This window comes from Sphingomonas mangrovi (genome assembly GCF_047975845.1).
In the GTDB taxonomy this organism is placed as follows: domain Bacteria; phylum Pseudomonadota; class Alphaproteobacteria; order Sphingomonadales; family Sphingomonadaceae; genus Sphingomonas.
In genome coordinates, this window is sequence record NZ_JBIUCZ010000006.1 from 25,936 (window position 1) to 49,999 (window position 24,064).

The 24,064-nt window shown below is 71.5% G+C and carries 22 protein-coding genes and 1 riboswitch; of the genes, 16 read left to right on the forward strand and 6 right to left on the reverse strand.

Annotation, left to right across the window (positions count from 1 at the left end; all coding sequences use genetic code 11):
• Window positions 1-2: 2 nt before the first annotated feature.
• The 3 genes from ACBY01_RS04800 to ACBY01_RS04810 form a co-directional block, all read right to left on the reverse strand.
• On the reverse strand, window positions 3-1,352 hold the full coding sequence (locus ACBY01_RS04800; protein ID WP_416459641.1) for an FAD/NAD(P)-binding protein: 1,350 nt from the start codon (window positions 1,350-1,352) through the stop codon (window positions 3-5).
• A 4-nt stretch (window positions 1,353-1,356) separates the two neighbouring features.
• Window positions 1,357-1,602 (reverse strand): DUF6356 family protein, encoded by a 246-nt coding sequence (locus ACBY01_RS04805; protein ID WP_416459642.1) that lies wholly within the window; start codon window positions 1,600-1,602, stop codon window positions 1,357-1,359.
• Window positions 1,603-1,694: 92 nt separating this feature from the next.
• Window positions 1,695-4,148, reverse strand: a complete 2,454-nt coding sequence (locus ACBY01_RS04810; protein ID WP_416459643.1) for a TonB-dependent receptor plug domain-containing protein — start codon at window positions 4,146-4,148, stop codon at window positions 1,695-1,697.
• A gap of 307 nt (window positions 4,149-4,455) precedes the next feature.
• Window positions 4,456-4,682: riboswitch (cobalamin riboswitch) on the forward strand.
• Window positions 4,683-4,860: 178 nt separating this feature from the next.
• On the opposite strand from ACBY01_RS04810, the gene cobW reads away from it, so the two are divergent.
• Genes cobW through cobJ form a run of 6 tightly spaced genes read left to right on the forward strand, consistent with a single transcriptional unit; the run spans window position 4,861 to window position 12,383 of the window.
• A complete protein-coding gene (gene cobW, locus ACBY01_RS04815; protein WP_416459644.1) occupies window positions 4,861-5,898 on the forward strand; it encodes a cobalamin biosynthesis protein CobW in 1,038 nt (345 codons plus the stop codon).
• A 6-nt stretch (window positions 5,899-5,904) separates the two neighbouring features.
• Entirely contained in the window at window positions 5,905-9,165 is a 3,261-nt protein-coding gene (gene cobN / locus ACBY01_RS04820) for a cobaltochelatase subunit CobN (protein ID WP_416459645.1), read from the forward strand.
• Complete coding sequence (locus tag ACBY01_RS04825) at window positions 9,162-10,283, forward strand: cobalamin biosynthesis protein CobG (RefSeq protein WP_416459646.1); 1,122 nt, start codon at window positions 9,162-9,164, stop codon at window positions 10,281-10,283. Before cobN ends, ACBY01_RS04825 begins: the two co-directional genes overlap by 4 nt.
• A complete protein-coding gene (locus ACBY01_RS04830; protein WP_416459647.1) occupies window positions 10,283-10,912 on the forward strand; it encodes a precorrin-8X methylmutase in 630 nt (209 codons plus the stop codon). Before ACBY01_RS04825 ends, ACBY01_RS04830 begins: the two co-directional genes overlap by 1 nt.
• Window positions 10,909-11,634, forward strand: a complete 726-nt coding sequence (cobI, locus tag ACBY01_RS04835; protein WP_416459648.1) for a precorrin-2 C(20)-methyltransferase — start codon at window positions 10,909-10,911, stop codon at window positions 11,632-11,634. The genes ACBY01_RS04830 and cobI overlap by 4 nt, the downstream gene beginning before the upstream one ends.
• Window positions 11,631-12,383, forward strand: coding sequence for a precorrin-3B C(17)-methyltransferase (gene cobJ / locus ACBY01_RS04840; protein WP_416459649.1), 753 nt, complete (start codon window positions 11,631-11,633; stop codon window positions 12,381-12,383). The genes cobI and cobJ overlap by 4 nt, the downstream gene beginning before the upstream one ends.
• Here cobJ and ACBY01_RS04845 read toward each other — a convergent pair.
• Entirely contained in the window at window positions 12,359-13,108 is a 750-nt protein-coding gene (locus ACBY01_RS04845; protein WP_416459650.1) for a cobalt-precorrin-6A reductase, read from the reverse strand. The two genes, cobJ and ACBY01_RS04845, sit on opposite strands and share 25 nt — an antisense overlap.
• Here ACBY01_RS04845 and cbiE point away from each other — a divergent pair.
• Genes cbiE through bluB form a run of 7 tightly spaced genes read left to right on the forward strand, consistent with a single transcriptional unit; the run spans window position 13,107 to window position 18,860 of the window.
• On the forward strand, window positions 13,107-14,312 hold the full coding sequence (gene cbiE / locus ACBY01_RS04850; RefSeq protein ID WP_416459651.1) for a precorrin-6y C5,15-methyltransferase (decarboxylating) subunit CbiE: 1,206 nt from the start codon (window positions 13,107-13,109) through the stop codon (window positions 14,310-14,312). The two genes, ACBY01_RS04845 and cbiE, sit on opposite strands and share 2 nt — an antisense overlap.
• Window positions 14,309-14,668, forward strand: coding sequence for a cobalamin biosynthesis protein (locus ACBY01_RS04855; RefSeq protein ID WP_416459727.1), 360 nt, complete (start codon window positions 14,309-14,311; stop codon window positions 14,666-14,668). The genes cbiE and ACBY01_RS04855 overlap by 4 nt, the downstream gene beginning before the upstream one ends.
• Window positions 14,665-15,447 carry a precorrin-4 C(11)-methyltransferase gene (cobM, locus tag ACBY01_RS04860; protein ID WP_416459652.1) on the forward strand — a complete coding sequence of 261 codons (783 nt, stop codon included), beginning with the start codon at window positions 14,665-14,667 and terminating at the stop codon, window positions 15,445-15,447. Before ACBY01_RS04855 ends, cobM begins: the two co-directional genes overlap by 4 nt.
• The gene (locus tag ACBY01_RS04865; protein ID WP_416459653.1) at window positions 15,444-16,751 is read left to right on the forward strand and encodes a cobyrinic acid a,c-diamide synthase CobB; all 1,308 of its coding nucleotides are present in this window, start codon (window positions 15,444-15,446) and stop codon (window positions 16,749-16,751) included. The genes cobM and ACBY01_RS04865 overlap by 4 nt, the downstream gene beginning before the upstream one ends.
• A complete protein-coding gene (gene cobA, locus ACBY01_RS04870) occupies window positions 16,748-17,464 on the forward strand; it encodes a uroporphyrinogen-III C-methyltransferase (RefSeq protein ID WP_416459654.1) in 717 nt (238 codons plus the stop codon). The genes ACBY01_RS04865 and cobA overlap by 4 nt, the downstream gene beginning before the upstream one ends.
• Window positions 17,461-18,222, forward strand: a complete 762-nt coding sequence (cobF, locus tag ACBY01_RS04875; RefSeq protein WP_416459655.1) for a precorrin-6A synthase (deacetylating) — start codon at window positions 17,461-17,463, stop codon at window positions 18,220-18,222. The genes cobA and cobF overlap by 4 nt, the downstream gene beginning before the upstream one ends.
• Window positions 18,219-18,860, forward strand: coding sequence for a 5,6-dimethylbenzimidazole synthase (bluB, locus tag ACBY01_RS04880; protein WP_416459656.1), 642 nt, complete (start codon window positions 18,219-18,221; stop codon window positions 18,858-18,860). Before cobF ends, bluB begins: the two co-directional genes overlap by 4 nt.
• 125 nt (window positions 18,861-18,985) lie before the next feature.
• On the opposite strand, the gene ACBY01_RS04885 is transcribed toward bluB, so the two are convergent.
• Complete coding sequence (locus ACBY01_RS04885; protein ID WP_416459657.1) at window positions 18,986-19,540, reverse strand: histidine phosphatase family protein; 555 nt, start codon at window positions 19,538-19,540, stop codon at window positions 18,986-18,988.
• A gap of 184 nt (window positions 19,541-19,724) precedes the next feature.
• Here ACBY01_RS04885 and ACBY01_RS04890 point away from each other — a divergent pair, with 184 nt between their 5' ends.
• The 3 genes from ACBY01_RS04890 (at window position 19,725) to ACBY01_RS04900 (ending at window position 23,172) form a co-directional block, all read left to right on the forward strand.
• Window positions 19,725-19,955 (forward strand): CbtB domain-containing protein, encoded by a 231-nt coding sequence (locus ACBY01_RS04890; protein WP_416459658.1) that lies wholly within the window; start codon window positions 19,725-19,727, stop codon window positions 19,953-19,955.
• A gap of 14 nt (window positions 19,956-19,969) precedes the next feature.
• Window positions 19,970-20,704: a CbtA family protein gene (locus tag ACBY01_RS04895; protein ID WP_416459659.1), complete on the forward strand. Its 735-nt coding sequence runs from the start codon at window positions 19,970-19,972 to the stop codon at window positions 20,702-20,704.
• Between the two features lie 131 nt (window positions 20,705-20,835).
• The gene (locus ACBY01_RS04900; protein ID WP_416459660.1) at window positions 20,836-23,172 is read left to right on the forward strand and encodes a GH92 family glycosyl hydrolase; all 2,337 of its coding nucleotides are present in this window, start codon (window positions 20,836-20,838) and stop codon (window positions 23,170-23,172) included.
• A gap of 89 nt (window positions 23,173-23,261) precedes the next feature.
• Here ACBY01_RS04900 and ACBY01_RS04905 read toward each other — a convergent pair whose 3' ends face one another.
• Window positions 23,262-23,690, reverse strand: a complete 429-nt coding sequence (locus ACBY01_RS04905; protein WP_416459661.1) for a hypothetical protein — start codon at window positions 23,688-23,690, stop codon at window positions 23,262-23,264.
• Window positions 23,691-24,064: the final 374 nt, after the last annotated feature.

Here is a 24,064-nt window from a genome sequence, read left to right on the forward strand (position 1 = left end):
CGCTACAGACCCTCGCCGCCGACCCAGTGCGCGTTGGACAGGCGCCGCGCCACGTCCCAGGTCTGGCGGCGGATGTCGGGCACCGCGACGATCTCCCAGAAGGCGCCGCGCGTCATCGGGCCGAGCGCGAACAGCCGCTCGCTCGCGCTGCCGTCGGCACGCACCACCTGGCCCGCGGTGGTGACGTCGAGGCCGAGATGCTCCGGGTCCGGGCGGATCGCGCCCCTCTGCGCGAGCGTGCGCAGCAGCGGCTCGCTGGTGCGCAGCAGGTCGCCTTGGGGGCCGGTGCAGTTGACGATGCGCTGCACCAGCATCGTGTCGGCCGCATCGGCCCCGCGTGGACGATAGCGCACCGTCACGCCATCCTCGTCCTCGGTGAAGCCGAGCGTCTTGCCGGCGACGATCGTCAGCCGGCCGCTCGCCCGAAGCGCCGCCAGCCGGTCAGCGACCTGAGGGGCCAGGCGGTGGCGGTGGACGTCCCACCACGGCCGCAGGTGGCGCAGGAAGCGGGCGCGGTCGTCCTGGCCCGCCTGCGCCCAGAGCGCCTGGGTAAACGGCCGAAGCTCGTCGACGGCGTTGCGCCAGCCGATCGCCTCAGCCCGCGCCCGCACGGATCGCACCAGCTTCGCCCCCGACGCCGCCGGCTTCTCGGCGAGCTTGTCCCAAGGCTGCGCCGCCGCATGCCGGTGCGGCGCCAGCCCGCGGCGCGAGATCGCGACGATCCGCCCTGCGAACCCGCGCGCGTCGAGCATCAGCACCACGTCGACCATCGTCAATCCGGTGCCGATCACCAGGACCGTGTCGGCATCGCCCAGCCCCTCGCCGACGCTCGGCTCCCACGGATCGCCCTTGTACCTCTCGGGCGAGAGATCGTCTGGATCGAGGCCGGGCGGTGCGTGCGGCGGCAGGTTCCCGACCGCGAGCACCGCGGCGTCGGCGGCGACCTCGCGCCCGTCATCCAGGCGCACCGCAACCGCGCCGTCCTCGACGATGTCGACCGCATCGCCCTGGACGATGTCGAGCCGGTCGCCCGCTTGCGCACGCGCCGCGTCGAGCAACTCGCGCAGATAGGTGCCGTAGGTCAGACGGGGCACGAAGGCGCCGGCCGCATCCGGCGTGCCGCGCGCCTCCAGCCAGCGGACGAAATGGTCGGGCGCATCGGGAAAGGCGCTCATGTTCGCGGCGCGGACGTTGAGGACGTGACTGGGGTGCGCGGCGCCATAGGCGAGCCCCAGTCCAGGCCGGGCCGCCCGCTCGATCAGCGTCGCGCGGGGCCCTCCGTGGCGCAGCAGGTTGATCGCCTGCAGCGTGCCCGAGAAGCCGGCGCCGACGATCGCGACATGACGGATCACGCGATCAGATCTCGTAGACGAGCGCGGAGCCTTCGGCGGCGGCGGTCGCGTTGCGGCGGCGCATCTGCGCGTGAAGCTGCTTCACCGTGTCGCTGCCGGTACGGGTGAACAGCGCCGGAACCACCGCATGCACCAGGCAGGCGGCCCCGCCCGCCAGCATCGCCACGCCGAACCGCGCAGCAGTCCGTGCGTGGGCGAGATAGCTCTCCCCCACGCTGCGGGGATGATCCGTGAACAGCCGCCCGATCATGCTCTACTCCCAGTTACACGCTGGGAATAGCGCATACGGTGGCCGTCCGGTTCCGCCAAGCCGGGGGCGGCATGCCCCCGGCCGGCGCGGGATCACCAGTTCAGGCCGGCGCGCGCGTAGAGATAGCGGCCGTTGAAGCCGAACGGCGAGTAGTAGGGGAAGCCGATCACGCCGGTGCTGTTGTTCGCCGCGATCGTGCGGTCGGGATAGACGTCGAACAGGTTGTTCACGCCGATGCCGAACTGCGCGCCCTTGGTCGCCTGATAGCGGAACTCCAGGTCGGTAATCGCGTGCTTGCCGCTGTGGACGTCCGCCGCCTCGGTCGTGCCGGGCTGGGTAACGTCGCCGTAGTAGGTCACGCGAGCGAGCGCGCCGAGCCGGTCGAGCGACCAGTCGATCGTGCCGGTCACCTTCTCGCGCGGCGTGCCTTCCTCCAGAATCAGGATGCGGCTGCGTGCGAACAGCGTCGGCGCCGGATTAAGCGTCGAGGTGGAGGTCGGCACGCGAGTCACGTCGACGTCGTTGAGGTTGCCTGCGACGGTGAAGTCGAAGCTGCCGGCGCCCTCGGTGCGGAGCCGATAGTGGGCAACCGCGTCGATCCCCTTGGTGGTCGAGGCCAGCCCGTTGAGGAAGAAGCGCGCCGCCTGCACGCCCGTCGGCAGCAAGGCTGCGACTTGGGGATTGTAGCCGGGGGTGCCCGGCGTGCCGGCGCTGAGGTTCTCCGACAGACCGATCTGGTCGCGGATGTGGATGCGATAGGCGTCGACGGTCAGGTCGAACCCGCCGACGCGGACGACGAAGCCGGCCGAGAGGTTGGTCGACTTCTCCGCATCGAGCGGCAGGCCACCGAGGGCCGCCGCAACCGGATCGGTCGACGGATAGGTGCCGGTCTGGACCGGCGCGCCGTTCTGAATCACCTGCGCGATCTGGGTGAAATACTGCTGCTGGAGCGACGGCGCGCGGAAGCCGGTCGAGGCCGTGCCACGCAGCGCCAGCCAGTCGGCGAGGTCGTAGCGTGCCGACAGCTTACCCGTGGCGGTCGAGCCGAAGTCCGAATAGTCCTCCGCCCGGCCGGCGACGCCGACCAGCAGCTTGTCGGTGACCTGCGCTTCCACGTCGACATAGACGCTGCCGTTGCGGCGGCTGCGCTCGATCTCGTTCAGTGGCGAGAAGCCGCCGAAGCCCTGAGCGCCGGGTGCCGCGCCCGGTACCGCGCCCGTTTCCGGATAGCCGTAGGACGCGCGTTCGCCTGCCTCGATCTTGTACCCCTCACGGCGGCCCTCGATGCCGAAGGCGACGTTGAGCGACTGGAACACGTCGAAGCTGCGCGTCACGTCGACGCCCGCAACCCACTGATCGTAGACGAGCGCGCCGTCGTAGAAGTCGGTCGGCGTATCCGTGCCATAGGAGAAGTTGGCGGAGTTCAGCGTGCGGAAATCGATCTTGTTGCGTCCGTAGCTGACGTTGAGGTCGACGTTCCAGCCGGCGACCTCCCCCTTCACGCCCAGGGCGGAGTTGAGGTCGCGCGACTTGCTGTTGATCAGCGGCAGGAAGCCGTTCAGGTAGATCGACGCGGCGTTGCTGTAGCCCGAGGTGACGCCCGGCAACCGCGGGAAAGCCGCGCTCTCCGACTCGCGCTCCTGATAGCCGGCCCAGCCGTACAGCCGCCAGCTGTCGCCCAGCGACGTGCCGGCGTTGGCGAACACCGAATACTGGTCGACCTCCGGATCGCCGAAGCGGCCGGTGATGCGGGTCGGGGTGACGCGCGGGTCGAAGTCGGCGCGATTGGTCGGCTCGCGCTTGGTATATTCGCCCGACAGCGTCAGGAAGCCGTCGCTGCCGAAGCCGATGCCCTGCCATGCCGAGGCGGTCACCGTCGGCTCGCCGGTCACGTCGCGGCTGCCGCGCGCGGTGTCGACCTGCGTGTTGTAGAAGCCGTAGGTCACCGAGGCGCCGCCGCCCTCGCGGGCCTCGCGCAGCCGCAGGTTGACGACGCCGGCGATCGCGTCGGAGCCGTACTGCGCCGAGGCGCCGTCGCGCAGCACCTCGATCCGGTCGAGCGCGGTGACGGGAATGGTGTTGAGGTCGACGGCGGCCGAGCCGCGGCCGACGGTGCCGTTGGTGTTGAGCAGCGCCGAGGTGTGCCCGCGCACGCCGTTGACCAGCACCAGCGTCTGATCGGGCGACAGGCCGCGCAGCGTCGCCGGGCGGATCGCATCGGTGCCGTCGTTTGCCGCCGGACGCGGGAAGTCGATCGAGGGCGCCACCGCGGCCAGCGCCGCGCCGAGCTCGGTCGTCCCCTGCCGCTGGAGGCTCGCCGCGCTCAGCACGTCGACCGGCGAGGCACTGTCGAGCCGGGTGCGCCCCTCGGCGCGGGTGCCGGTGACGATGATCTCGTTGCCCTCGTCCTCGGGTGTCGCGGCGCCGGCGGTGGGCGCGTTCTGCGCCTCCTCGGCCGGGATGCTTGCCTGCTGAGCCGCGGCGGGCAGCGCCACGAGCGCGAACGACGAGACGGTGAGCAGGCTGGCGACGCGGAAACGATGCATGGGAACCCCCTTGATGAGCACCGCCCGATACGCTGGCGGCAAGCAGCGGGTGCGCGCTCGCGTTGTCGCGATGCAGGCACCCTCACCGACTCGGCACCCCCTGCGGAGACCTGCGGCCTAAACGCAAAATAGGCGCCCCTCCGTCGCCTTGCGCCGGAAACATGCTTTTGGGCCTGCAAGGTTTTCTTTGAATTCCCATTCCTTGCCGGGGATATCGCCGCCGCCATGTGACCGCGCGCTTCCACTGCGGCGGATGTTGGCAGCGTCGGGGAAGTCGGATAGAGGCTGCGGCGGGATCGGCGCTGCCGATCCTCTCGATCGTGCCGGTGCCCTGCGAAGGGCTGAAATGGGAATGCGGTGCGGGGCTGTGCCCCAAATCCGCGGCTGTCCCTGCAACTGTAGGCGGCGAGCGAGGGGCACGGGCTCTCCCGGTGGGAGGGCGGCCACTGGTGTCGGGCATCGCCCGCGCCGGGAAGGCTGAGCCCCGAGCGGCGACCCGCGAGCCAGGAGACCTGCCGGCGCACGGGTCGCTCTTGCCACGATCCAGGGGATGGTCGCGGTACGGTGTTCTTCCGTCTGAGCGACGAAGCTGTGCGGCCGGGGCCGCATCGGCATGCGTCGCGGGCGTCGGACAGCGCCCGTCCGTCGGCGCCTGCCGGCCGCACGTTCGGCCCCGTCCGCTGTCGTTGCCGCGGCGCTGCGGGGAACAACCGTGCCTGATCTTTCGAAGACACCCGTCACCATCGTCACCGGCTTTCTGGGCGCGGGCAAGACCACGCTCATCAGCCACCTGATCCGCAACGCGCGCGGCCGCCGGCTCGCCGTAGTGGTCAACGAGTTCGGCACGCTCGGCGTCGACGGGGAGATCCTGAAGGGCTGCGCCATCCCCGACTGCCCCGAGGAGAATGTCGTCGAGCTCGCCAACGGCTGCATCTGCTGCACCGTCGCCGACGATTTCGTCCCCACGGTCGAGCGGCTGCTCGCGCTCGATCCGCGCCCGGACCACATTCTGATCGAGACCTCCGGGCTGGCGCTGCCCAAGCCGCTGCTCAAGGCGTTCGACTGGCCGGCGATCCGCTCGCGCATCACCGTCGACGGGGTGATCGCGCTGGCCGATGCCGAGGCGGTCGCCGCCGGCCGCTTCGCCCCCGATGTGGCGGCGCTCGACGCGCAGCGCCTCGCCGACCCTAGCATCGACCATGAGACGCCCTTATCGGAGGTGTTTGAGGACCAGCTCGCCTGCGCCGACCTGGTGCTGCTGACCAAGGCCGATCTCGCCGGGCCGGAGGGCATCGCCGCTGCCCGCGCGACCATCGCCGCCGAGGCGCCGCGCCCGCTGCCGGTGATCGAGCTGGTCGACGGGATCATCGACCCGGCGGTGGTGCTCGGCCTCGAAGCCGCGGCGGAAAACGACCTCGCCGCCCGCCCCTCGCACCACGATGGCGAAGAGGAGCATGAGCACGACGACTTCGACAGCCTCGTCTATCAGGGCGCCGAGATCGCCGATCCGGCCGCGCTGGTCGAACGGATCGAGGCGCTGGCGGCAAGCCGCGACATCCTGCGGGTCAAGGGCTATGCCGCGGTCGCCGGCAAGCCGATGCGGCTGCTGGTACAGGCGGTCGGCGCGCGCGTGCGTACCCAGTTCGACCGCCCGTGGCGCCCCGACGAGACCCGCGAGACGCGACTGGTGGTGATCGCCGAGCACGACCGCATCGACGCCGCCGCGATCCAGGCGGCGCTGGACGCCTGACGCGCGATGCACGTCGTCTTCCGCGAGAGCCACGGGCTGGAGGAGACCGCCACCCCGCGCGATCTCGGCCAGAACCCCGCGGACCTCGTGGTACTGTCCTTCTCCGATAGCGACTTGGGCGCGTTCGCTGCCGGCTGGCGCCGCGCGGCCGGCAGTGCGACGCCGCTGCCGAGCCTGCGGCTCGCCAACCTCGCCGAGCTCGCCCATCCGCTGTCGGTCGACACCTATGTCGAGCGGACGCTGGGGGCGGCGAAGGCGATCCTGATCCGGCTGATCGGCGGCAGGTCCTACTGGAGCTACGGGCTCCAGCAGGTCGAGGCGCTGGCGCGTGCCCGCGGCATCGCGCTCGCGGTGGTCGCCGCGGACGGCCGCCCCGATGCGCAGCTGGAGGCGGCCTCCACTCTGCCCGCCTCGACGGTGCAGCGGCTGTCGGCATTGTGCGAAATCGGCGGCGAGGTGGCGGCGCAGGCGGCGCTCGCGCAGCTGGCGCTTGCGGGCGGGCTTTACGCGGCGCCGGTACGCGGGGTTCGGCCGATCGCGGCAGTGGGGGCGTGGCGCCCTGCGGAGGGTGCGACCTGCCCGGCGGCGCTCGCGCTGACCACGACGCAGCCGCGCATCCTGCTGACCTTCTACCGCTCCTACCTCACTGCCGCCGATCTCGATCCGATCCGCGCCCTTCACACCGTGTTTGAAGAACGCGGGTTCGACGTGGTCGCGCTGTTCGCACCGTCTTTGAAGGACGAGGCGCGCGGCTGGTTGCGGCGCTGGGCGGCGGCGCTGGCACCGGTCGCGATCGTCAACGCCACCGCCTTCTCCGCACGCGGCGCCGACGACACCAGCCCGCTCGATGCCGCAGGGGTGCCGGTGTTCCAGGTGGCGCTCGCCACCTCCGATCGCGCCGCCTGGGACGAGGCGGCACGCGGGCTCTCGCCCGCCGACCTCGCGATGCACGTCTTGCTGCCGGAGGTCGACGGCCGCGTCTTCGCCGGCGTCGCCAGCTTCAAGGAAGCGACCGCGCCCGACCAAGCGCTGCAATTCGCGCGCCGCGAGCATCGCGCCGATCCCGAGCGCATCGCCGCAATCGTCGAACGCGTCGGCGGCTGGGTCGCGCTCGGCCGCAAGCGGGCTGACGAGCGCCGGCTGGCGATCGTGCTCTCGACCTATCCCGGCAAGGCGTATCAGATGGCGCACGCCGTAGGTCTCGACGCGCTCGCTTCGGCCGAGGCGATGCTCGGCGATCTCACGGCCGAGGGCTATGGCTGCATATCCGGCGGCAACTTGGCGCAGGCACTCGCTGCCGAGACGATCGCCTGGCCGCTGGAAGCCTATAAGGCTGTATTGTCCAGCCTTCCGGATAGCTTGCAGGAAGACCTTGCCGCCACCTGGGAAGCGCCCGAAAGCGACCCAGCGGTGATCGACGGCGCCTTCCGCTTCGCCGCCGTCCGCCGCGGCACCGCGCTCGTCGCGCTCCAGCCCGAACGCGGCCGGCCCGAGCAGCGGGCCGAGGAATATCACGACGTGTCGCGCTGCCCGCGCCACGGCTATGTCGCCTTCTACCTGTGGCTGCGCGAGCAGGGCGTCGACGCGCTGATCCATGTCGGCGCGCACGGCACGCTCGAATGGCTGCCGGGCAAGGCGGTGGCGCTGTCCGACGCCTGCTGGCCGGAGGCGCTGACCGGCGCGCTTCCGGTAGTCTATCCCTTCATCGTCAACGATCCCGGCGAGGCGGCGCAGGCCAAAAGACGGATCGGCGCGGTGACGATCGGCCATCTGCCGCCGCCGCTGGTCGCCTCCGGCACCGGCGCCGGGTTCGGTCGGCTCGAAGCGCTGCTCGACGAATTCTCCAACGCCGACGGGCTCGACCCCGCGCGCCGCGATCGGCTGCAGGCGGACATTGAGGCGGAGGCGGAGTCGCTCGGGCTGACCGAGACGCTGGGCCTCGCCAGCGCCGCCAGCCGTGCCGAGGCGATCACCCGCATCGACACCTTCGTCTGCGACGTCAAGGACAGCCAGTTCGGCGACGGACTCCACGTCTTCGGCCACGGCGACTGCGGCGACGAAGAGCGCCGCGGGCTGCTCGACGGGCTCGCCGGCCGCCGTGTCGCCGCCGGACCCTCGGGCTCGCCGCACCGCGGGCGGCAGGACGTGCTGCCGACCGGCCGCAACCTGTTCACCACCGATCCGCGCGCGGTGCCGTCGCGCTCGGCGCATGCGCAAGGGGTACGGCTCGCCGACGAGCTGATCCGCCGCCATCTCCAGGATCACGGCGACTATCCGCGCGGGCTGGTCGTCGATCTGTGGGGATCGGCGACGATGCGCACCGCGGGCGAGGAATTCGCGATGGCGCTGCACCTGCTGGGTGCGCGGCCGGAATGGGACCTGCGCTCCGATCGCGTGCTGGGCGTCGAGATCCTGCCGATCGCGCTGCTCGACCGCCCGCGCATCGACGTGACGCTGCGCGTGTCGGGGCTGTTCCGCGACACCTTCCCGACCCTTTGTACGCTGTTCGGCCAGGCGGTGCGCGCGCTCTCAGCCCGCGACGAGGGCCGCGAGTGGAACCCCTTTGCCGGCACCGCGCCCGAGCCGCGCGTCTACGGTCCCGCCCCCGGCGGCTACGGCCTGGGAATGGGCGATGCGGCAGAGACCTATAGCGACGAAGCGCGCCGCGCCGCCGGCCGCGCGTGGCTCGCCGCATCGAGCCACGCCTTCGACACAGCCGAAGATCACGCCGACGCGGAAGGCCTGCGCCGCCGCGTCGCCGGCGCCGACGCCTTCGTCCATTTGCAGGACCTGCCCGAAACCGACCTGCTCCTCGCCGCCGACTATGCCGCGCACGAGGCCGGCTTCGCCGCCGCGCAAGGCGTCGCCGGCGGCAAAGCGACGCTCTACCACCTCGACGCGCGCGATCCCGAGCGTCCCCGCGCCCGCACCTTGCCGGAGGAGATCACCCGTGTGGTCCGCTCGCGCGCCGCACACCCCGCCTGGGCGGCGGGCATGATGCGCCACGGCTTTCGCGGTGCGGCCGAGATCGCGGCGACTCTCGACCATCTCGGCGCCTTCGCGCATCTGGCGAGCGCCGTGCCGCCCGAACTGATCGACCTCTACCACGACGCGACCCTGGGCGATGAAAGGGTGCGCGCCTTCCTGGCGGAGGCGAACCCCGGCGCGCTGGCGGCGATGGAGGCCCGCTTCGCGGCGCTGCACCGCTCAGGGCTCTGGCCGACGCGGCGCAATTCGATCCTCGCCAGCCTGGGCGGCGTGGCATGAGCGGCGTGGTGCGCGGCTGGTGCCCCAATGCCTGGCGGCCGATGGCGGCAGGCGACGGGCTGCTGGTTCGCGTCCGGCCGCGGCTCGGACGGATGGACGCCGATCAGCTTCGCGCACTGTGCGAAGCGGCGCTGGCCTGCGGCAACGGCCTGATCGACGCGACCAACCGCGCCGGCCTGCAGATACGCGGTGTCTCCGAGGCGCGCTGGCCGGGGCTGATGGACCGGCTGGTCGAGGCCGGCCTGGTCGACGCCGATCCCGAGCGCGAGCGGCGCGCGACGCTGGTGCTCGCGCCGGACTGGCAGCCGGGCGACGACACCCACCGCATCGCCACCGAACTGCTCGCCCGGCTCGACGAACTGCCGGCGCTGCCGGGCAAGGTCGGCTATGCCATCGATGCCGGCCCCGCGCCGGTGCTCGGGTCTACCCCCGCCGACTTCCGCATCGAGCGTGGCGAGCGCGGCGCGCTGATCCTGCGCGCCGATGGCCGCGACCGCGGCGTGCCGCTGCGTCCCGGCAGCGAAGTCGACACGCTGATCGCACTCGCCGAGTGGTTCGTCGCCAGCGGTGGTCTGGAGGCGGGCCGGGTCGGACGCCACCACGCCCCGCTGCCCGACACGCTCGCCGGCACCGACCGCCCGGCCGCGGCGGGCGAACCGATCCACCCCGGCGCACACCCGCTGGGTGCCGCCTTGGGCCTGCCGTTCGGGCGGATTGAGGCGACGCAGATGCTCGCGCTGCTCGATGCGGCCGCGCCGATGGCGATGCGGCTGACGCCGTGGCGGGTGCTGCTGTTCGAGGGCATCGCCCCCCTCGCCATTGAGGGCTTCGTTACCGACCCTGCCGCCATCAGCGCGGCTGCCTGCCCCGGCGCGCCGGCCTGCCCCCAGGCGAGTGTCGCCACCCGGCCGCTCGCGCTCCGCCTCGCGCCCCTGGTCGCGGGGCGGCTGCACGTCTCCGGGTGCAGCAAGGGCTGCGCCTACGCCCGCCCCGCCGACGTCGTGCTGACCGGGCGAGAGGGCCGCTTCGACATCGCCTTCAACGCCCGCGCCGACGATCCGCCCGCAGAAAGCGGGCGCACCGCCGACCAACTGCTCGCCCGTTTCGAAAGACCCTGATGCCCTATCGCTACGAGACCGACGGCGCTGCAATCTATCGTCAGTCGTTCGCCACCATCCGGGCCGAGGCCGACCTCGCCCGCTTCTCGGCCGAGGAGGAGCCGGTCGCGGCGCGGATGATCCACGCCTGCGGGCTTGTCGAGCTGGCGTCGCGAATCCGCTTCTCGCCGGGCTTCGCCGTCGCCGCGCGACAGGCGCTGGCCGCCGGCGCGCCGATCCTGTGCGACGCGCGGATGGTGAGCGAGGGGATCACCCGCACCCGCCTTCCCGCCGACAACGACGTGCTCTGCACGTTGCACGACCCCGAAGTGCCCGGCATGGCGCGGACGATGGAGACCACCCGATCCGCCGCCGCGCTCGAACTCTGGCGCCCGCGGCTCGCCGGCGCGGTGGTGGCGATCGGCAACGCGCCGACCGCGCTGTTCCACCTGCTCAACATGCTCGAAGACCCCGCCTGCCCGCGCCCGGCGGCGATCATCGGCTGCCCGGTCGGCTTCGTCGGCGCGGTCGAGTCCAAGGACGCGCTGTGGGAGGCGCAACCGGTCCCTTGCGCGATCGTCGAGGGGCGCCCCGGCGGCAGCGCGATCGCCGTCGCCGCCGTCAACGCGCTGGCGAGCCGCGCCGAGTGACCTCCGCCACGATCCACGGCGTCGGACTCGGCCCCGGCGCGGCCGACCTGATGAGCGTGCGCGCCGACCGGCTCGTGCGCGGCGCCCGCCACCTCGCCTTTTTCCGCAAGGCCGGGAAGCCGGGCCAGGCGCGCCGCATCGTCGAGGGAATGCTGCGCGCCGACGTGGTCGAGCTGGCGATGGAATATCCGGTCACGACCGAGATCGCGCTCGCCGACCCCCGCTACAACGTCCAGCTCGCCGGCTTCTACGCCGAGAGCACGGAGCGCCTGCTCGCGCTCTCAAGGAGCGGCGACGAAGTGGTGGTGCTGTGCGAGGGCGACCCCTTCTTCTACGGATCGTTCATGCACCTCTACGCCCGTCTGACGCCGCACGTGCCGGTGGAGGTGGTTCCGGGCATCACCGGCATGTCTGGCGCCTGGACGGCGAGCGGCACGCCGATCACCTGGGGCGACGACGTGCTGACCGTCGCGATGGCGACGCTGCCCGAGGAAGAGCTCGTCCGCCGCATCCGCGACACCGATGCGCTGGTAGTGATGAAGATCGGCCGTAACCTCGCCAAGCTCCGCCGCGCCGTCGCCGCAGCCGGACGCGAGCATCAGGCGTGGCTGGTCGAGCATGCCGCGATGGCCGAGCAGCGCGTCACCCCGCTGGCGCAGGCCGACGGGGTCACGCCCTATTTCTCGATCCTGCTGATCCACGGCCAGGGGCGGCGACCGTGAGCACCGGCTGGATCGCCATCGCCGGGCTCGGCCCGGGAAGCGAGGCGCTGGTGACGCCGGAGGTCGCCGCGACACTGGCGGAGGCGACCGACGTCGTCGGCTACATCCCCTACGTCGCGCGGGTGGCGCCGCGCCCCGGCCTGACCCTGCACGCTTCCGACAATCGGGTCGAATTGGACCGCGCCGCGCATGCACTTCGGCTGGCGCAGGCGGGCGGGCGCGTGGTGGTGGTGTCGTCGGGCGATCCGGGGGTGTTCGCAATGGCCTCGGCGGTATTCGAGGCCATCGAGCAGGGCCCGGCGGCGTGGCGCGACCTCGACATCCGCGTGCTGCCGGGGATCACCGCGATGCTCGCCGCGAGCGCTGCGGCGGGCGCGCCGCTCGGCCATGATTTCTGCGCGATCAACCTGTCCGACAACCTCAAGCCCTGGCCGCTGATCGCCCGGCGGCTGCGACTGGCGGCGGAGGCCGATTTCGCGATCGCGCTCTACAATCCCCGGTCGAAGGCGCGCCCCGGCACGCTCGACGAAGCATTTGCGCTACTCCGCGAAGCATGCGGCGACGCGCGGCCGGTGCTGTTCGCCCGCGCCGTCTCGACCCCCGAGCAGCGACTGACCATCGTGCCGCTGCCGGAGGCGCGCGGCGACATGGCCGACATGCGCACGCTGGCGATCGTCGGGTCGAGCCGCACCCGCACGATCAAGCGCGCCGGCAGCCCGATCCTCTACACGCCGCGGTCGACGCCGTGACCGACCCAATCGAGCACGTCGGCGACCCCATGCACCTCGCGCCGCTCGGGCAGCGCAGGGCGGTCGATCATCACCACCGGCAGCCCGAGCGCGCGGGCGGCGGCGAGCTTGGCCGCGGCACCACTGCCGCCGGCATTCTTGCACACGACCCGCTCGATCCCGTGCGCCGCCAACAGCGCGTGGTCGCCGTCGACGGTGAACGGTCCGCAATCGACGACCAGTGCGTGACTGGGCAGCTTCGGCGGCATCTCGGGCACATCGACGAAGCGGAGCAGGTAAAAATGCTGCGGCTGTTGCGCGAAGGCTTCGACGTGCATCCGCCCGAGTGCGAGCATCACTCGCTCGGACGGTCCGGCGAGCGCCGCCACCGCCGCATCGAGATCGGCGACCCGGGTCCAGCGATCGCCCGCCACCGGCTGCCAGTCGGGGCGGGTGAGCGCGAGCAGCGGCACGCCGGCGTCGGCCGCCGCGGCGACGGCGTTGGCGCTGATCTGGGCGGCGAACGGGTGGGTCGCGTCAACCAGATGGGTGATCCGCTCCTCGCGGAGGTAACAGGCGAGCCCTTCGACGCCGCCGAAGCCGCCGACGCGCACCGGCACCGGCTGGGGTCGCGGCGCCACCGTGCGGCCGGCATAGCTCAGCGTCGCGGGGATGCCGCGCTCGGCGACCGCCGCCGCCAGCGCACTCGCCTCGGTGGTTCCGCCCAGGATCAGGAGGTTCGGCATGGCTGAGGTGGCGGGTCCGTGGCTGACGATCGTCGGGATCGGCGAGGATGGACCGGCGGGGCTGTCCGCGGCAAGCCGTGATGCGCTCGATCGCGCCGAGCGGGTGTTCGGCGCAAGCCGCCACCTCTCGCTGCTGCCCGACTTGCGTGATCGCGCCGTCGTGTGGCCGGTGCCGTTCGACGCCGGCCTCCCGCTGCTGCTCGCCGAGCGTGGGCGGCCGGTGGTGATGCTCGCGTCTGGCGACCCGTTCTGGTTCGGCGCCGGCAGCGTGCTCACACGACATCTCGCGCCGGCGGAGTGGGTCGCGCACCCGGTGCCGGGCAGCTTCGCGCTCGCCGCCGCGCGGCTCGGCTGGCCGCTTGAGGAGACGGCTTGCCTCGGCCTGCACGCAGCGCCGCTCTCACGGTTGCGGTCAGTGCTGGCGTCGGGACGGCAGGCGCTCGTTCTGCTGCGCGACGGCGCGGCGGTCAGGGACGTCGCACAATACCTCGACGAACACGGCTTCGGCGCCTCCACCATGTCGGTGCTAGAAGCGCTCGGAGGTCCGCGCGAACGTATCCGCAGCACACTCGCATGCGACTTCGCGTTGACGGACGTGGCCCACCCAGTCGCCGTTGGCATCGATATCGCCGGCGAGGGCGCGGTACTGCCAGCCGCATCGGGGCTGCCCAACGAATGGTTCGAGCACGATGGCCAGATCACCAAGCGGCCGGTTCGCGCGCTGACGCTGTCGGCGCTCGCCCCTCGTCCCGGCGAGCTGCTGTGGGACATCGGCGCCGGATCGGGATCGATCGGGATCGAGTGGCTGCTCACCCACCCGTCCACTCGCGCGATCGGCTTCGAAGCCGATCCCGCCCGCGCCGCCCGCGCCCGCGCCAACGCCTCGGCGCTCGGCGTCGATCGGCTGAACGTGATCGAGGGGACCGCCCCTGCGATCCTCGCCGAGCAACCGCTGCCCGATGCGGTGTTCGTCGGCGGCGGGCTGTCGGCGGCGTTGCTCGACACGCTCTGGGCGACGCTGCGCCCCGGCACCCGGCTCGTCGCCAATGCGGTGACGCTGGAGTCCGAAGCGTTGCTCGCCGAACGGCACGCGGCGCACGGCGGCAGCCTGCTGCGGATCGAACTCGCAGAAGCCGCGCCGCTCGGTCGCCGCCGCGGCTGGCAGGCGAGCTATCCGGTGGTGCAATGGAGCGTTACGCGATGATCGTCGCCGGCTTCGGCTGTCGCGCGGGGACTCCGCTCGCGTCGTTGCAGGCGGTGCTGACACTCGCCGCGGACAGCCGCGCCATCGACGCACTCGCAACGCCGGAGGACCGCCAGCCGTTGCTCGCCCCGCTAGCCGAAGCGCTCGCGCTGCCGCTGGTCCCGATCGCACCCGACGCCCTCGCCACCATCGAAACCCCCACCCGCTCCGCCGTCAGCCTCGCCGCACGGAGGACCGGCAGCGTCGCCGAAGCCGCCGCGCTCGCCGCCGCCGGACCCGGTGCGCGGCTGCTTGCCCCGCGCTGCATCTCCCCCGATCGCATGGCGACCTGCGCCATCGCCGAAGGAACGCCATGACCATCCACTTCATCGGTGCCGGCCCCGGTGCCGCCGACCTGCTGACGCTCAGGGGCCGCGACCTCATCGCCGCCTCGCCCGTCTGCCTCTACGCCGGCTCGCTGGTGTCCGAGGCGCTGCTCGCACACTGTCCGCCGGGCGCGCGGATCGTGAACACCGCGCCCATGAGCCTCGACACGATCCTCGCCGAGATGGCCGCGGCGCACGCGCAGGGGCAGGACGTCGCGCGGCTTCATTCGGGCGACCTGTCGATCTGGTCGGCGATGGGCGAGCAGTTGCGGCGGCTGCGCGCGCTCGGCATCCCCTTCACCATCACGCCCGGCGTTCCCGCCTTCGCCGCCGCCGCCGCGGCGCTGGAGGCGGAGCTGACCCTCCCCGGCCTCGCCCAGTCGCTGGTGCTCACCCGCACGCCGGGCCGCGCGAGCGCGATGCCCGAGGCCGAAACGCTGACTGCCTTCGCCGCCACCAGCTCGACGCTGGCCATCCATCTGTCGATCCACAATCTCGATCGCGTCGTCGCCGATCTCACTCCCGCCTATGGCGCCGACTGTCCGATCGCGATCGTGTGGCGCGCGAGCTGGCCCGACCAGCGCATCGTCCGTGCGAAGCTCGCGACGATCGCCGACGCCGCCGAGGGTGGCCCGGAGCGCACCGCACTGATCCTGGTCGGGCGCGTGCTCGGCGACGCGGACTTCTGCGAGAGCAGCCTCTACGCCATCGACTACGATCGCCGCTTCCGACCGCAATCGGCGGACTCGCGCTTCGCGGAGGAGGCATGACCCCCGGACTGATGATCGCCGCCCCCGCCTCGGGCACCGGCAAGACCACGGTGATGCTAGGGCTGCTGCGCGCCTTCCGCGACGCCGGCGTCGCCGTCCAGCCATTCAAGAGCGGCCCCGATTACATCGACCCCGCCTTTCACCGGGCGGCGTGCGGGCGCACCTCGTTCAATCTCGACAGCTGGGCAATGCCGGGCGCCATGCTCGACGGTCTGACGGCACGCAGCCACGACGCCGAGTTGGTATTGGCCGAAGGGTCGATGGGGCTGTTCGACGGTGTCGCGACGGATGACGCGAGCGGCAACGGTGCCAGCGCCGACATCGCGCGGCGGATGGGCTGGCCGGTGGTGCTGGTGATCGACGTCTCGGGCCAAGCGCAGTCGGCGGCGGCGACCGCGCTCGGCTTCGCGCGCTACGATGCCGCGCTGCCCTTTGCGGGCGTGATCCTCAACCGCGTCGCGAGCCCGCGGCACGAGCGCCTCGCGCGGCATGGCATGGCGGCGCAGGGCACTCGCGTGTTCGGCGCTCTGACCCGACGCGGCGACCTGCAGTTGCCCGAGCGGCACCTGGGGCTGGTGCAGGCGGCCGAGCACGCCGACCTCGAAACGCGCATCCGCGACTATGCCGCCTTCTTGGCCGAACACGTCGATCTGGCGGCGCTCCGCTCGGCAGCGGCGGCGATCGCGCGCACGCCGGCGGCGGCGGCGCTGCCGATCGCCCCGCCCGCCCAGCGCATCGCGCTGGCGCAGGACGCCGCCTTCTCCTTCACCTATCCGCACCTGCTCGAAAGCTGGCGTGCCGCGGGCGCGGAAATCCTGCCCTTCTCGCCGCTTGCCGATGAGGCGCCCGACCCCACTGCCGATCTCGTCTGGCTGCCCGGCGGCTATCCCGAGCTTCACGCCGGGCGGCTCGCCGCCGCAGACACCTTCCGCACCGGGCTGCGGCGCCACGCCGAGGACCGGCCGGTGCACGGCGAATGCGGGGGCTACATGGCGCTGGGCGAGGCGCTGATCGATGCCGAGGGCGTGTCCCACCACATGGCCGGGCTGCTCGGGCTCGTCACCAGCTATGCCAAGCGGCGGATGCACCTGGGCTATCGCCGAGCGACCCTGCATGCGCCGATCGGCGGCATCGCCACGGGGACGGCGCTCACCGGCCACGAGTTCCACTATTCGACCATCCTCGAACAACCCGACGCGCCGCTCGCCGAGGTGTTCGACGCGCAGGGCGATCCGGTGGCGGAGGTCGGCTCGCATCGCGGCGGCGTGACCGGCAGCTTCTTCCACCTGATCGCGGCGCAATGACCGGGTTCGTTTCCTTCGTCGGTTCGGGCTCGGGCGATCCCGAGCTGCTGACGCTCAAGGGTGCCGCGCGGCTGAAGGCGGCCGATGTAGTGCTGTTCGACGACCTCTCCGCCAGCCCGCTGCTGGCCCACGCGCGACCGGGCGCAGACCTGGTCGCCGTGGGCAAGCGCGCCGGCCGGCCCTCGCCCGCGCAGAGCCACGTCTCGCGACTGCTCGTGGATCATGCAGCGACCGGCGCGCGCGTCGTGCGGCTGAAGTCGGGCGATGCCGGCATCTTCGGCCGGCTGGAGGAGGAGATCATCGCGCTGCGCGAGGCGGACATCGCTTTCGAGATCATCCCCGGCGTCAGCTCGGCGAGCGCCGCTGCGGCCGCCGCCGGCATCCCGCTCACCCGCCGGCTGAGCGCACGGCGGGTCCAGTTCGTCACCGGCCACGACGTCACCGGCACGCTGCCGGAAGCGCGCAACATGGCCGCGCTCGCCGATCCGGACGCCACCACGGTGGTGTTCATGCCCAAGCGGACCTTCCCCGCGCTTGCCGCCGACCTGCTCGCCCACGGCCTCTCCGGCGACACGCCGGCGCTGCTCGCCGAGAACGTCGGCGACCCCGACCAGCGGCTCACCCGCTCGACCGTCGCCGCGCTCGCCGAGACGCTGCAGGAGGGCATCTCCGACGCGCCCGCGCTGACCCTCTACGGGCCGCTGGCGCCGTGATCGACCTCCACCTCATCGGCATCGGCACCGGCAGTCCCGACCACCTCACCCGCGCCGCCGAAAAGGCGATGCACGCGGCGGACCTGATCCTGCTGCCGCGAAAACGCGCCGACACCGCGGCGCTGCTCGATCTTCGCCGCGCGCTTTGCGCCGAGGTGCTGGGCGATGGTGCTCGCGTGGTCGAGTTCGACCTGCCCGAGCGCGACCCGAACGCGCCGTACCTGACCGCGGTGCGCGACTGGCACGCGGCGATCGCCGCAGCCTGGGCGGAGGCGATCGCCACCCACCTGCCCGACGGCGGCCGGCTCGCGCTGCTCGTCTGGGGCGATCCGTCGCTCTACGACAGCACGCTGCGCATCGCCGACCGGCTGCGCTGCGAGGGCATGGCGCTGCGCGTCTCCGTGGTGCCGGGGATCACCAGCCTCCAGGCGCTGACCGCCGCCCATGCCATCCCGCTCAACACGCTTGCCGAGCCGGTGACGATCACCACAGGCCGCCGCCTGGCCGAGCGCGGCTGGCCGGCCGACGTCGACACGGTGGCGGTACTGCTCGACGGCGGCTGCGCGTTCGACACGCTGGCGCCGGAGAACATTCACATCTGGTGGGGCGCCTATCTCGGCATGCCGACCGAAGCGGTGATCGAAGGGCCATTGGCCGAGGTGGCGGAGACCATCCGCACTCGCCGCGCGGCGCTGCGCGCTGAGCATGGCTGGATCATGGACGTCTACCTGTTGCGCCGAACCGGGCCGCAGCCGTGAGCCCGCCCCGCTTCGACGCCGCCTTCGCCGACCAGCTCGAACTGCTGATGCGCTGGCGGCGAGACGTGCGCCATTTCCATACCGATCCGCTGCCCGACGGCACGATGGCGGAGTTGCTGGAGATCGCCGCCCTCGCGCCTTCCGTCGGCAATGCGCAGCCGTGGCGGTTCGTCCGCATCCGCTCGGCAGGGCTGCGCGCGCAGCTTGCCGAGCATGTCGACGCGCGCAGTGCCGAAGCGGCGGCAGCCTATCCGGAGGCGGAGCGCCGCGGGCGCTATGCCGGCCTGAAGCTCCACGGGCTGTGCGAGGCGCCCGAACTGCTCGCCGTCTTCTGCGACGAGGCGCCCGCGGCAGGCCACGGCCTCGGCCGCGCGACGATGCCGGAGACGCTGCGCTACTCGACGGTGATGGCGATCCACGCGCTGTGGCTGGCAGCCCGCGCGCGGGACATCGGCGTCGGCTGGGTTTCGATCCTGAACCCGCAGGCGGTTCGCCGGATGCTCGACGTGCCGGAGCACTGGTCGTTCGTCGCGCTGCTATGCATCGGCTATCCGGTCGAGGCCTCCGACGTGCCCGAGCTCGAACGCCGCGGCTGGCAAGCACGTGAACCGCTCGCGGATCGGCTGATCGACCGCTGACGCCCTCCCCGTCATCCTGACGGAAGTCAGGATCCATTGCCGCTGCCGTCAGAAGCGGAGTGGACGTCCGCGCCGTACGAGACCGTCGCGCGTCTGGATGCCAGCCTCCGCTGGCATGACGATTCTTACCGGCGCAACTCCTGCAGCCGCCACTGGCCGTGGAACGACAGGACCGTCCGCGATAGCGGGGCCACGTCGATGCGCAGCGTCGCTGCCACCGGCACGCCGAGCGCGCTCGCGATGGCCGCCCGGATCACCGCGGCATGGGTGATCGCCAGCACCGGGCGGTCCGCCGCGGCCACCTGCGCCATCCACGCCGACATGCGTGCCGCCACGGACTCCAGCCTCTCCCCGCCAGGGGCACCGCGCTCCGGTGCCGCCAGCCAAGCGATCAGCGCATCCGGGTCCTGCGCGTGCAGGTCCTCCAACGACCGCCCCGCCCACGCGCCGTGATCCAAGTCGCGCAACGCCGCTTCCTGCTCGGCGGCGAGCCCGAGCAGCGCCGCGGTCTCGACTGCCGCCCGCGCCGGGCTCGTCCAGGCCTGCCCCGCTATTTCCAGCTCCAGCGCCGCAATCTTGGCGCGGCCGCCGGCGTCGAGCCGCTCGTCGGAACGCGGGAAGCCGCCCCTGCGCGCGGACGCGGTCGCGCCGGCGCAGAGCAGGGTGAGACGAGTGGCCAAGGAACGCTTCTCCTGCTCGGTTGACGCGCGCGCCGCATCCCGCCACACGGGAGGCGAGCCGGGCGGGAAGCCGGTGCGATGCCGGCGCGGTCGCGCCACTGTGATCCGCAGTTCCTGCGGAAAGCCAGACTCCGCCCGAACCCCTCACCGCTTCCGGGCGCGTCTTCCCGGCAGGAGCATGCTGATGTCAACCGTCGCCGCCACCGACTTCGCCGATCCGTTCGTTCCCGTAGGGACCGCCCCCGGCATTCCGCTGGACGAGATCGCACCCTGGGCGACGCTCGCCGCGCTGATCGCCGTAATCCTGATCTATTTCGTCAGCACCGAACAGGGCGCCTATGCGCTGTTCGACGGCATGTATGTGCACGAGTTCGTCCACGACGGCCGGCACCTGCTGGGCTTCCCCTGCCACTAAGCGGGGCGTCCGACATGATGAAGCATCTGCTCTGGCGAGGCATGCTCGCCGGTGCGCTGGCGGCGCTCGTCGCCGCCACCTTCGCGCTGTGGTTCGCGGAGCCCGCCGTCGACGGCGCGATCGCGGTCGAGGCGCAGCATGCCGCACACGCCATGATGGGCGGCGAGGAGGAACTGGTCAGCCGCGCCACGCAGAAGGGCGCGGGCCTCTACACCGCGATGCTGCTCTACGGCAGCGCGATGGGCGGCCTCTTCGCGGTGGCGTTCGCCAGCCTCTACGGCCGCGTCGTCCGGATCGGCCCGCGCAGCCTCGCGCTGCTGCTCGCGGTGACGGCGTTCGTGGTGGTGTCCCTCGTGCCCGCCCTCAAATATCCGCCCACCCCGCCGGCGGTGGGGATGCCTGAGACGGTGCAGCTGCGCACCGCAGACTTCTTCGCGATGCTCGGCTATTCGGTGCTCGCCGCGGTCGCCGGGCTGTGGCTATACCGACGGCTACACGGGCGGCTGGTCGGGATCGACCGGGTGCTTGCGGCGATCGGCGGCTATCTCGTGCTGATCGTGCTGCTCCAGCTGTCGCTGCCGGCGGTCGACGAGGTGCCGGAGGATTTCCCGGCGACGCTGCTGTGGCAGTTCCGCCTGGGATCGCTCGGCGCGCAGGCGGTGTTCTGGGCGGCGGCGGGCATTGCGTTCGGCTGGCTCGCCGAGCGCCTGCTGCTCGGCGCCCATCGGAGCCGACCCGTTCGACACTGACGTCGCTGACATCATTGCCGAAAGATTTGACAAAAAGATTTATTTAATCGACCGTACCCGCATCGCGACGCCCGCGAGCCGAAAACGGCCGCTGCTGTCGCAGTCGATGCACCGTTTGAGGGGAAGGTCGCATGCGCATCCGGAACATCAGCAGCCTGCTCGCAACCGCGGCGATCCTCGTCGCCGGCTCCGGCCTGGCGGACGCGCAGTCGCGCAAGACCGGCGTCGATGAGGCCAATCCGCTGGTCGGCACCGCTCCGCTCGACCGCAAGGAGCTGATCGGCAATGCGCCGCCGCCGGGCGAGCCGCTCTACTCGGGCATCACCTCGCCGGGCGCGCGGCTGCCGCACAGCGCGGTCGAGGCGGCACCCGTCAACGTCAACGTCGAGCAGACCTACCCGACCGGCGTCGCCACCCCCTATTACTACACCAATCCGACGATGATCGGCTTCACCGGCGGCGGCGGCCCGACCTACGGCAGCCGCGCCCAGCCGATCGTGATGCCGATCGTCGGCGACTGGACGGTGCCGCCGGTCTATACCCAATCCTATTACGACAAGGCCAAGGAAGTCGCCGCGCCCGGCTACTATTCGGCCTATCTCGACAGCTTCCGAACGCGCGCGGAGCTGACCGCGACGCTGCGCACCAGCCTCATGCGTTTCACCTTCCCCGCCACCGATCGCGCGCACATCCTGGTCAACCTGCCGGGACGCGGCGGCCAGGTCGAGATCGTCGGCGACCGCATCGTCCGCGGCGTCGCTGCCAAGCGCGACGGCAACGATACCCGCGACGGCCGCTACTTCGTGGCGGAGTTCTCGAAGCCCTTCTCGGGCTATGGCAGCTTCCGCAAATCGCCGGGCGACAACCGCGGCTACGGCATCGGCGACAAGGACGTGCTGCCCGACACCCGCAGCGTCGAGGGGAGCTACGCCGGCAGCTATCTCGATTTCACCACCCGCGAGGGCGAGGCGGTGCTGGTGAAGATGGCCCACGGCACCAGCTACGCCGATGCCGAGCGGCGGCTGCGCGAGGAAAGTCCCGGCTGGGACTTCGAGCGGATTCGCGGAGACGCGCGCGCCGCCTGGGCGCAGTTGCTCGATCGCGTGCAGGTGACCGGCGGCACGCCCAAGCAGCGGATGCTGCTCTATTCGACGCTGTTCCAGTCCTTCGCCAGCCCGCGGCTGGTCGCGCGCAAGGGCGAAGCGTTCACCGACGCCAACGGCAAGGTCCAGACCGCGAGCTACGACCGCTACGGCCCGGTGCCCTTCTGGGACACCGGCCGCAACCAGATCGTCCTGCTCGAACTGCTCGAGCCGCAGGTGGTGCAGGACATCATGCGCTCCGAGCTCGACATGGCGCGTGAGCGCGGCTTCATGAACACCTCGTTCCACGGCGACAACGCCGTGTTCCTCTACCTGGGCGCGGCGCGGCGCGGCATTCCGTTCGACTATGCCGCCGCCTACGAATATCTCCGCAAGAACGCGACCGATCCCAAGGGGCCGCGCGGCTATCTCGCTGAATATCTGAAGAACGGCTGGATCTCCGACATCGTGCCGGAGGGGAACCCCAGCCCGCCCTATGCCGGCGGCAAGGCGGGCGTCGCGAAGACGCTCGAATATGCCTGGGACGACCATGCGCTCGCCGAATTTGCGCAGATGCTCGGCAAGCGCGAGGATGCGGCGATGTTCCGCAAGCGCGCCGCCAACTATCGCAACGTGTTCGATCGTTCGACCGGTTTCATGCGCGGGCGCACCGCCGATGGCAAATGGATCGCGCCGTTCGACCCGCAGGAGCCCTATTACAACTTCATGATGAAGGAAGCGTCCGGCTGGTCGACGCTGTGGCTGGTGCCGCAGGACGTGCAGGGCCTCATCGATCTGCTCGGCGGCCGCGACGCGTTCAACGCCAAGCTCGACCGCTTCTTCGCCACCCCGTACACGCCGACGGGGATCTGCCGCGACTGCACCGGCATGGTCGGCCAGTACGTCCACGGCAACCAGCCCGACCAGCACGCGCCGTTCCTCTACACGTGGAGCGGCCAGCCGTGGAAGACGCAGGCGCTCAGCCGCCGCATCCTCGAAACGCTCTACGGCAGCGACGCCGCGGGCTACGGCTACCCCGGCATGGACGATCAGGGCGCGACCTCATCCTGGTACGCGATGACGGCAATGGGCTTCTATCCCGTCGACCCGTCGAGCGACGTCTACATCGTCTCCAGCCCCGTGTTCGACACCATGAAGCTGGCGATGGGCAACGGCAAGACGCTGGAGATTGTCGCACGCAACAATTCGGCCAAGAACCTCTACATCCAGTCGGCGACGCTCAACGGCCGCCCGTGGAGCAAGGCCTGGTTCCGCCACGCCGACGTCAAGGATGGTGCTCGGCTGGTGCTGACGATGGGGCCGAAGCCTTCCGCCTGGGGCAGCGCCCCGGCCGACGCGCCGCCGTCGATGACCCCGGCTTCCTGATACCGCTGGCCCTGCTCCCCCCTGTCCAGCGGGAAATTGCCCCGGAAGATGACGCCATCTTCCGGGGTCTTTTTTGCCGGTCGCGCGCGTCAGTCGGCGACCGTCACTTCATAGCTCGTGCCGGTCTCGTCGAGCGGAAACACCGCGGCGCTGAACGCGCCCGCGACGTACAGCACCGTACCAGCCGACATCGCTTCCACGAACCGGCGATCGCGATCTTCGAGCCGTTCCCACGAACCGAGCCGCTCCAGATCGGCCCGCCGCATCATTTCCGCGGTCACGTCCTTGCACGGCTCCGCCCACAAGAGGCCATCGGCCTCGCGACCGGCGTAGGCGAAGTCGATCACGCACCCCGGGGTACCGTCCGCCATCCTGCGATCACGCTTCCCCAACACCTTCGATGTGGGATGGCGATCGGATGCGCGGGGCGCGGGCGCCGGCGCGCCGGTCGGACGGAGGTCGCGCAAGCCCTGATGCGGGCGGGGCGTCGCGGAGAGTGGCGTGGCGGCCAGGATCATCACCCCCGCCCTCACGACTGCCGATGCTATGGCACGACGGACTGAGCCATGTCGGGGACGGCACACGCAAGCGGCTGGCGATGGGAACGACATGGTTGGCTCCTCCAGATCGCTGCGATCGAACCCCGATCGGAAGCAGGATGCAAGCGCACCGTTCGTTCCCACGCCGCGGCAAGCCGAACGATCGGACTACGCGTCGATCTCATCCAGCGTACGCGGCTCGTGGACGGGACAGCCGTTGAACTTCGCGCGATAGCCTGCCGAGAAGCGATAGGGACTCTTGCGCGCGCGGTTGATGCCGCCGAGCGGCTGGTGCGCCGCCAGCCCGTGCCACGGCGCGAAGGAAAGCCTGTCCTCCTGCCGCTCGCTGTCGC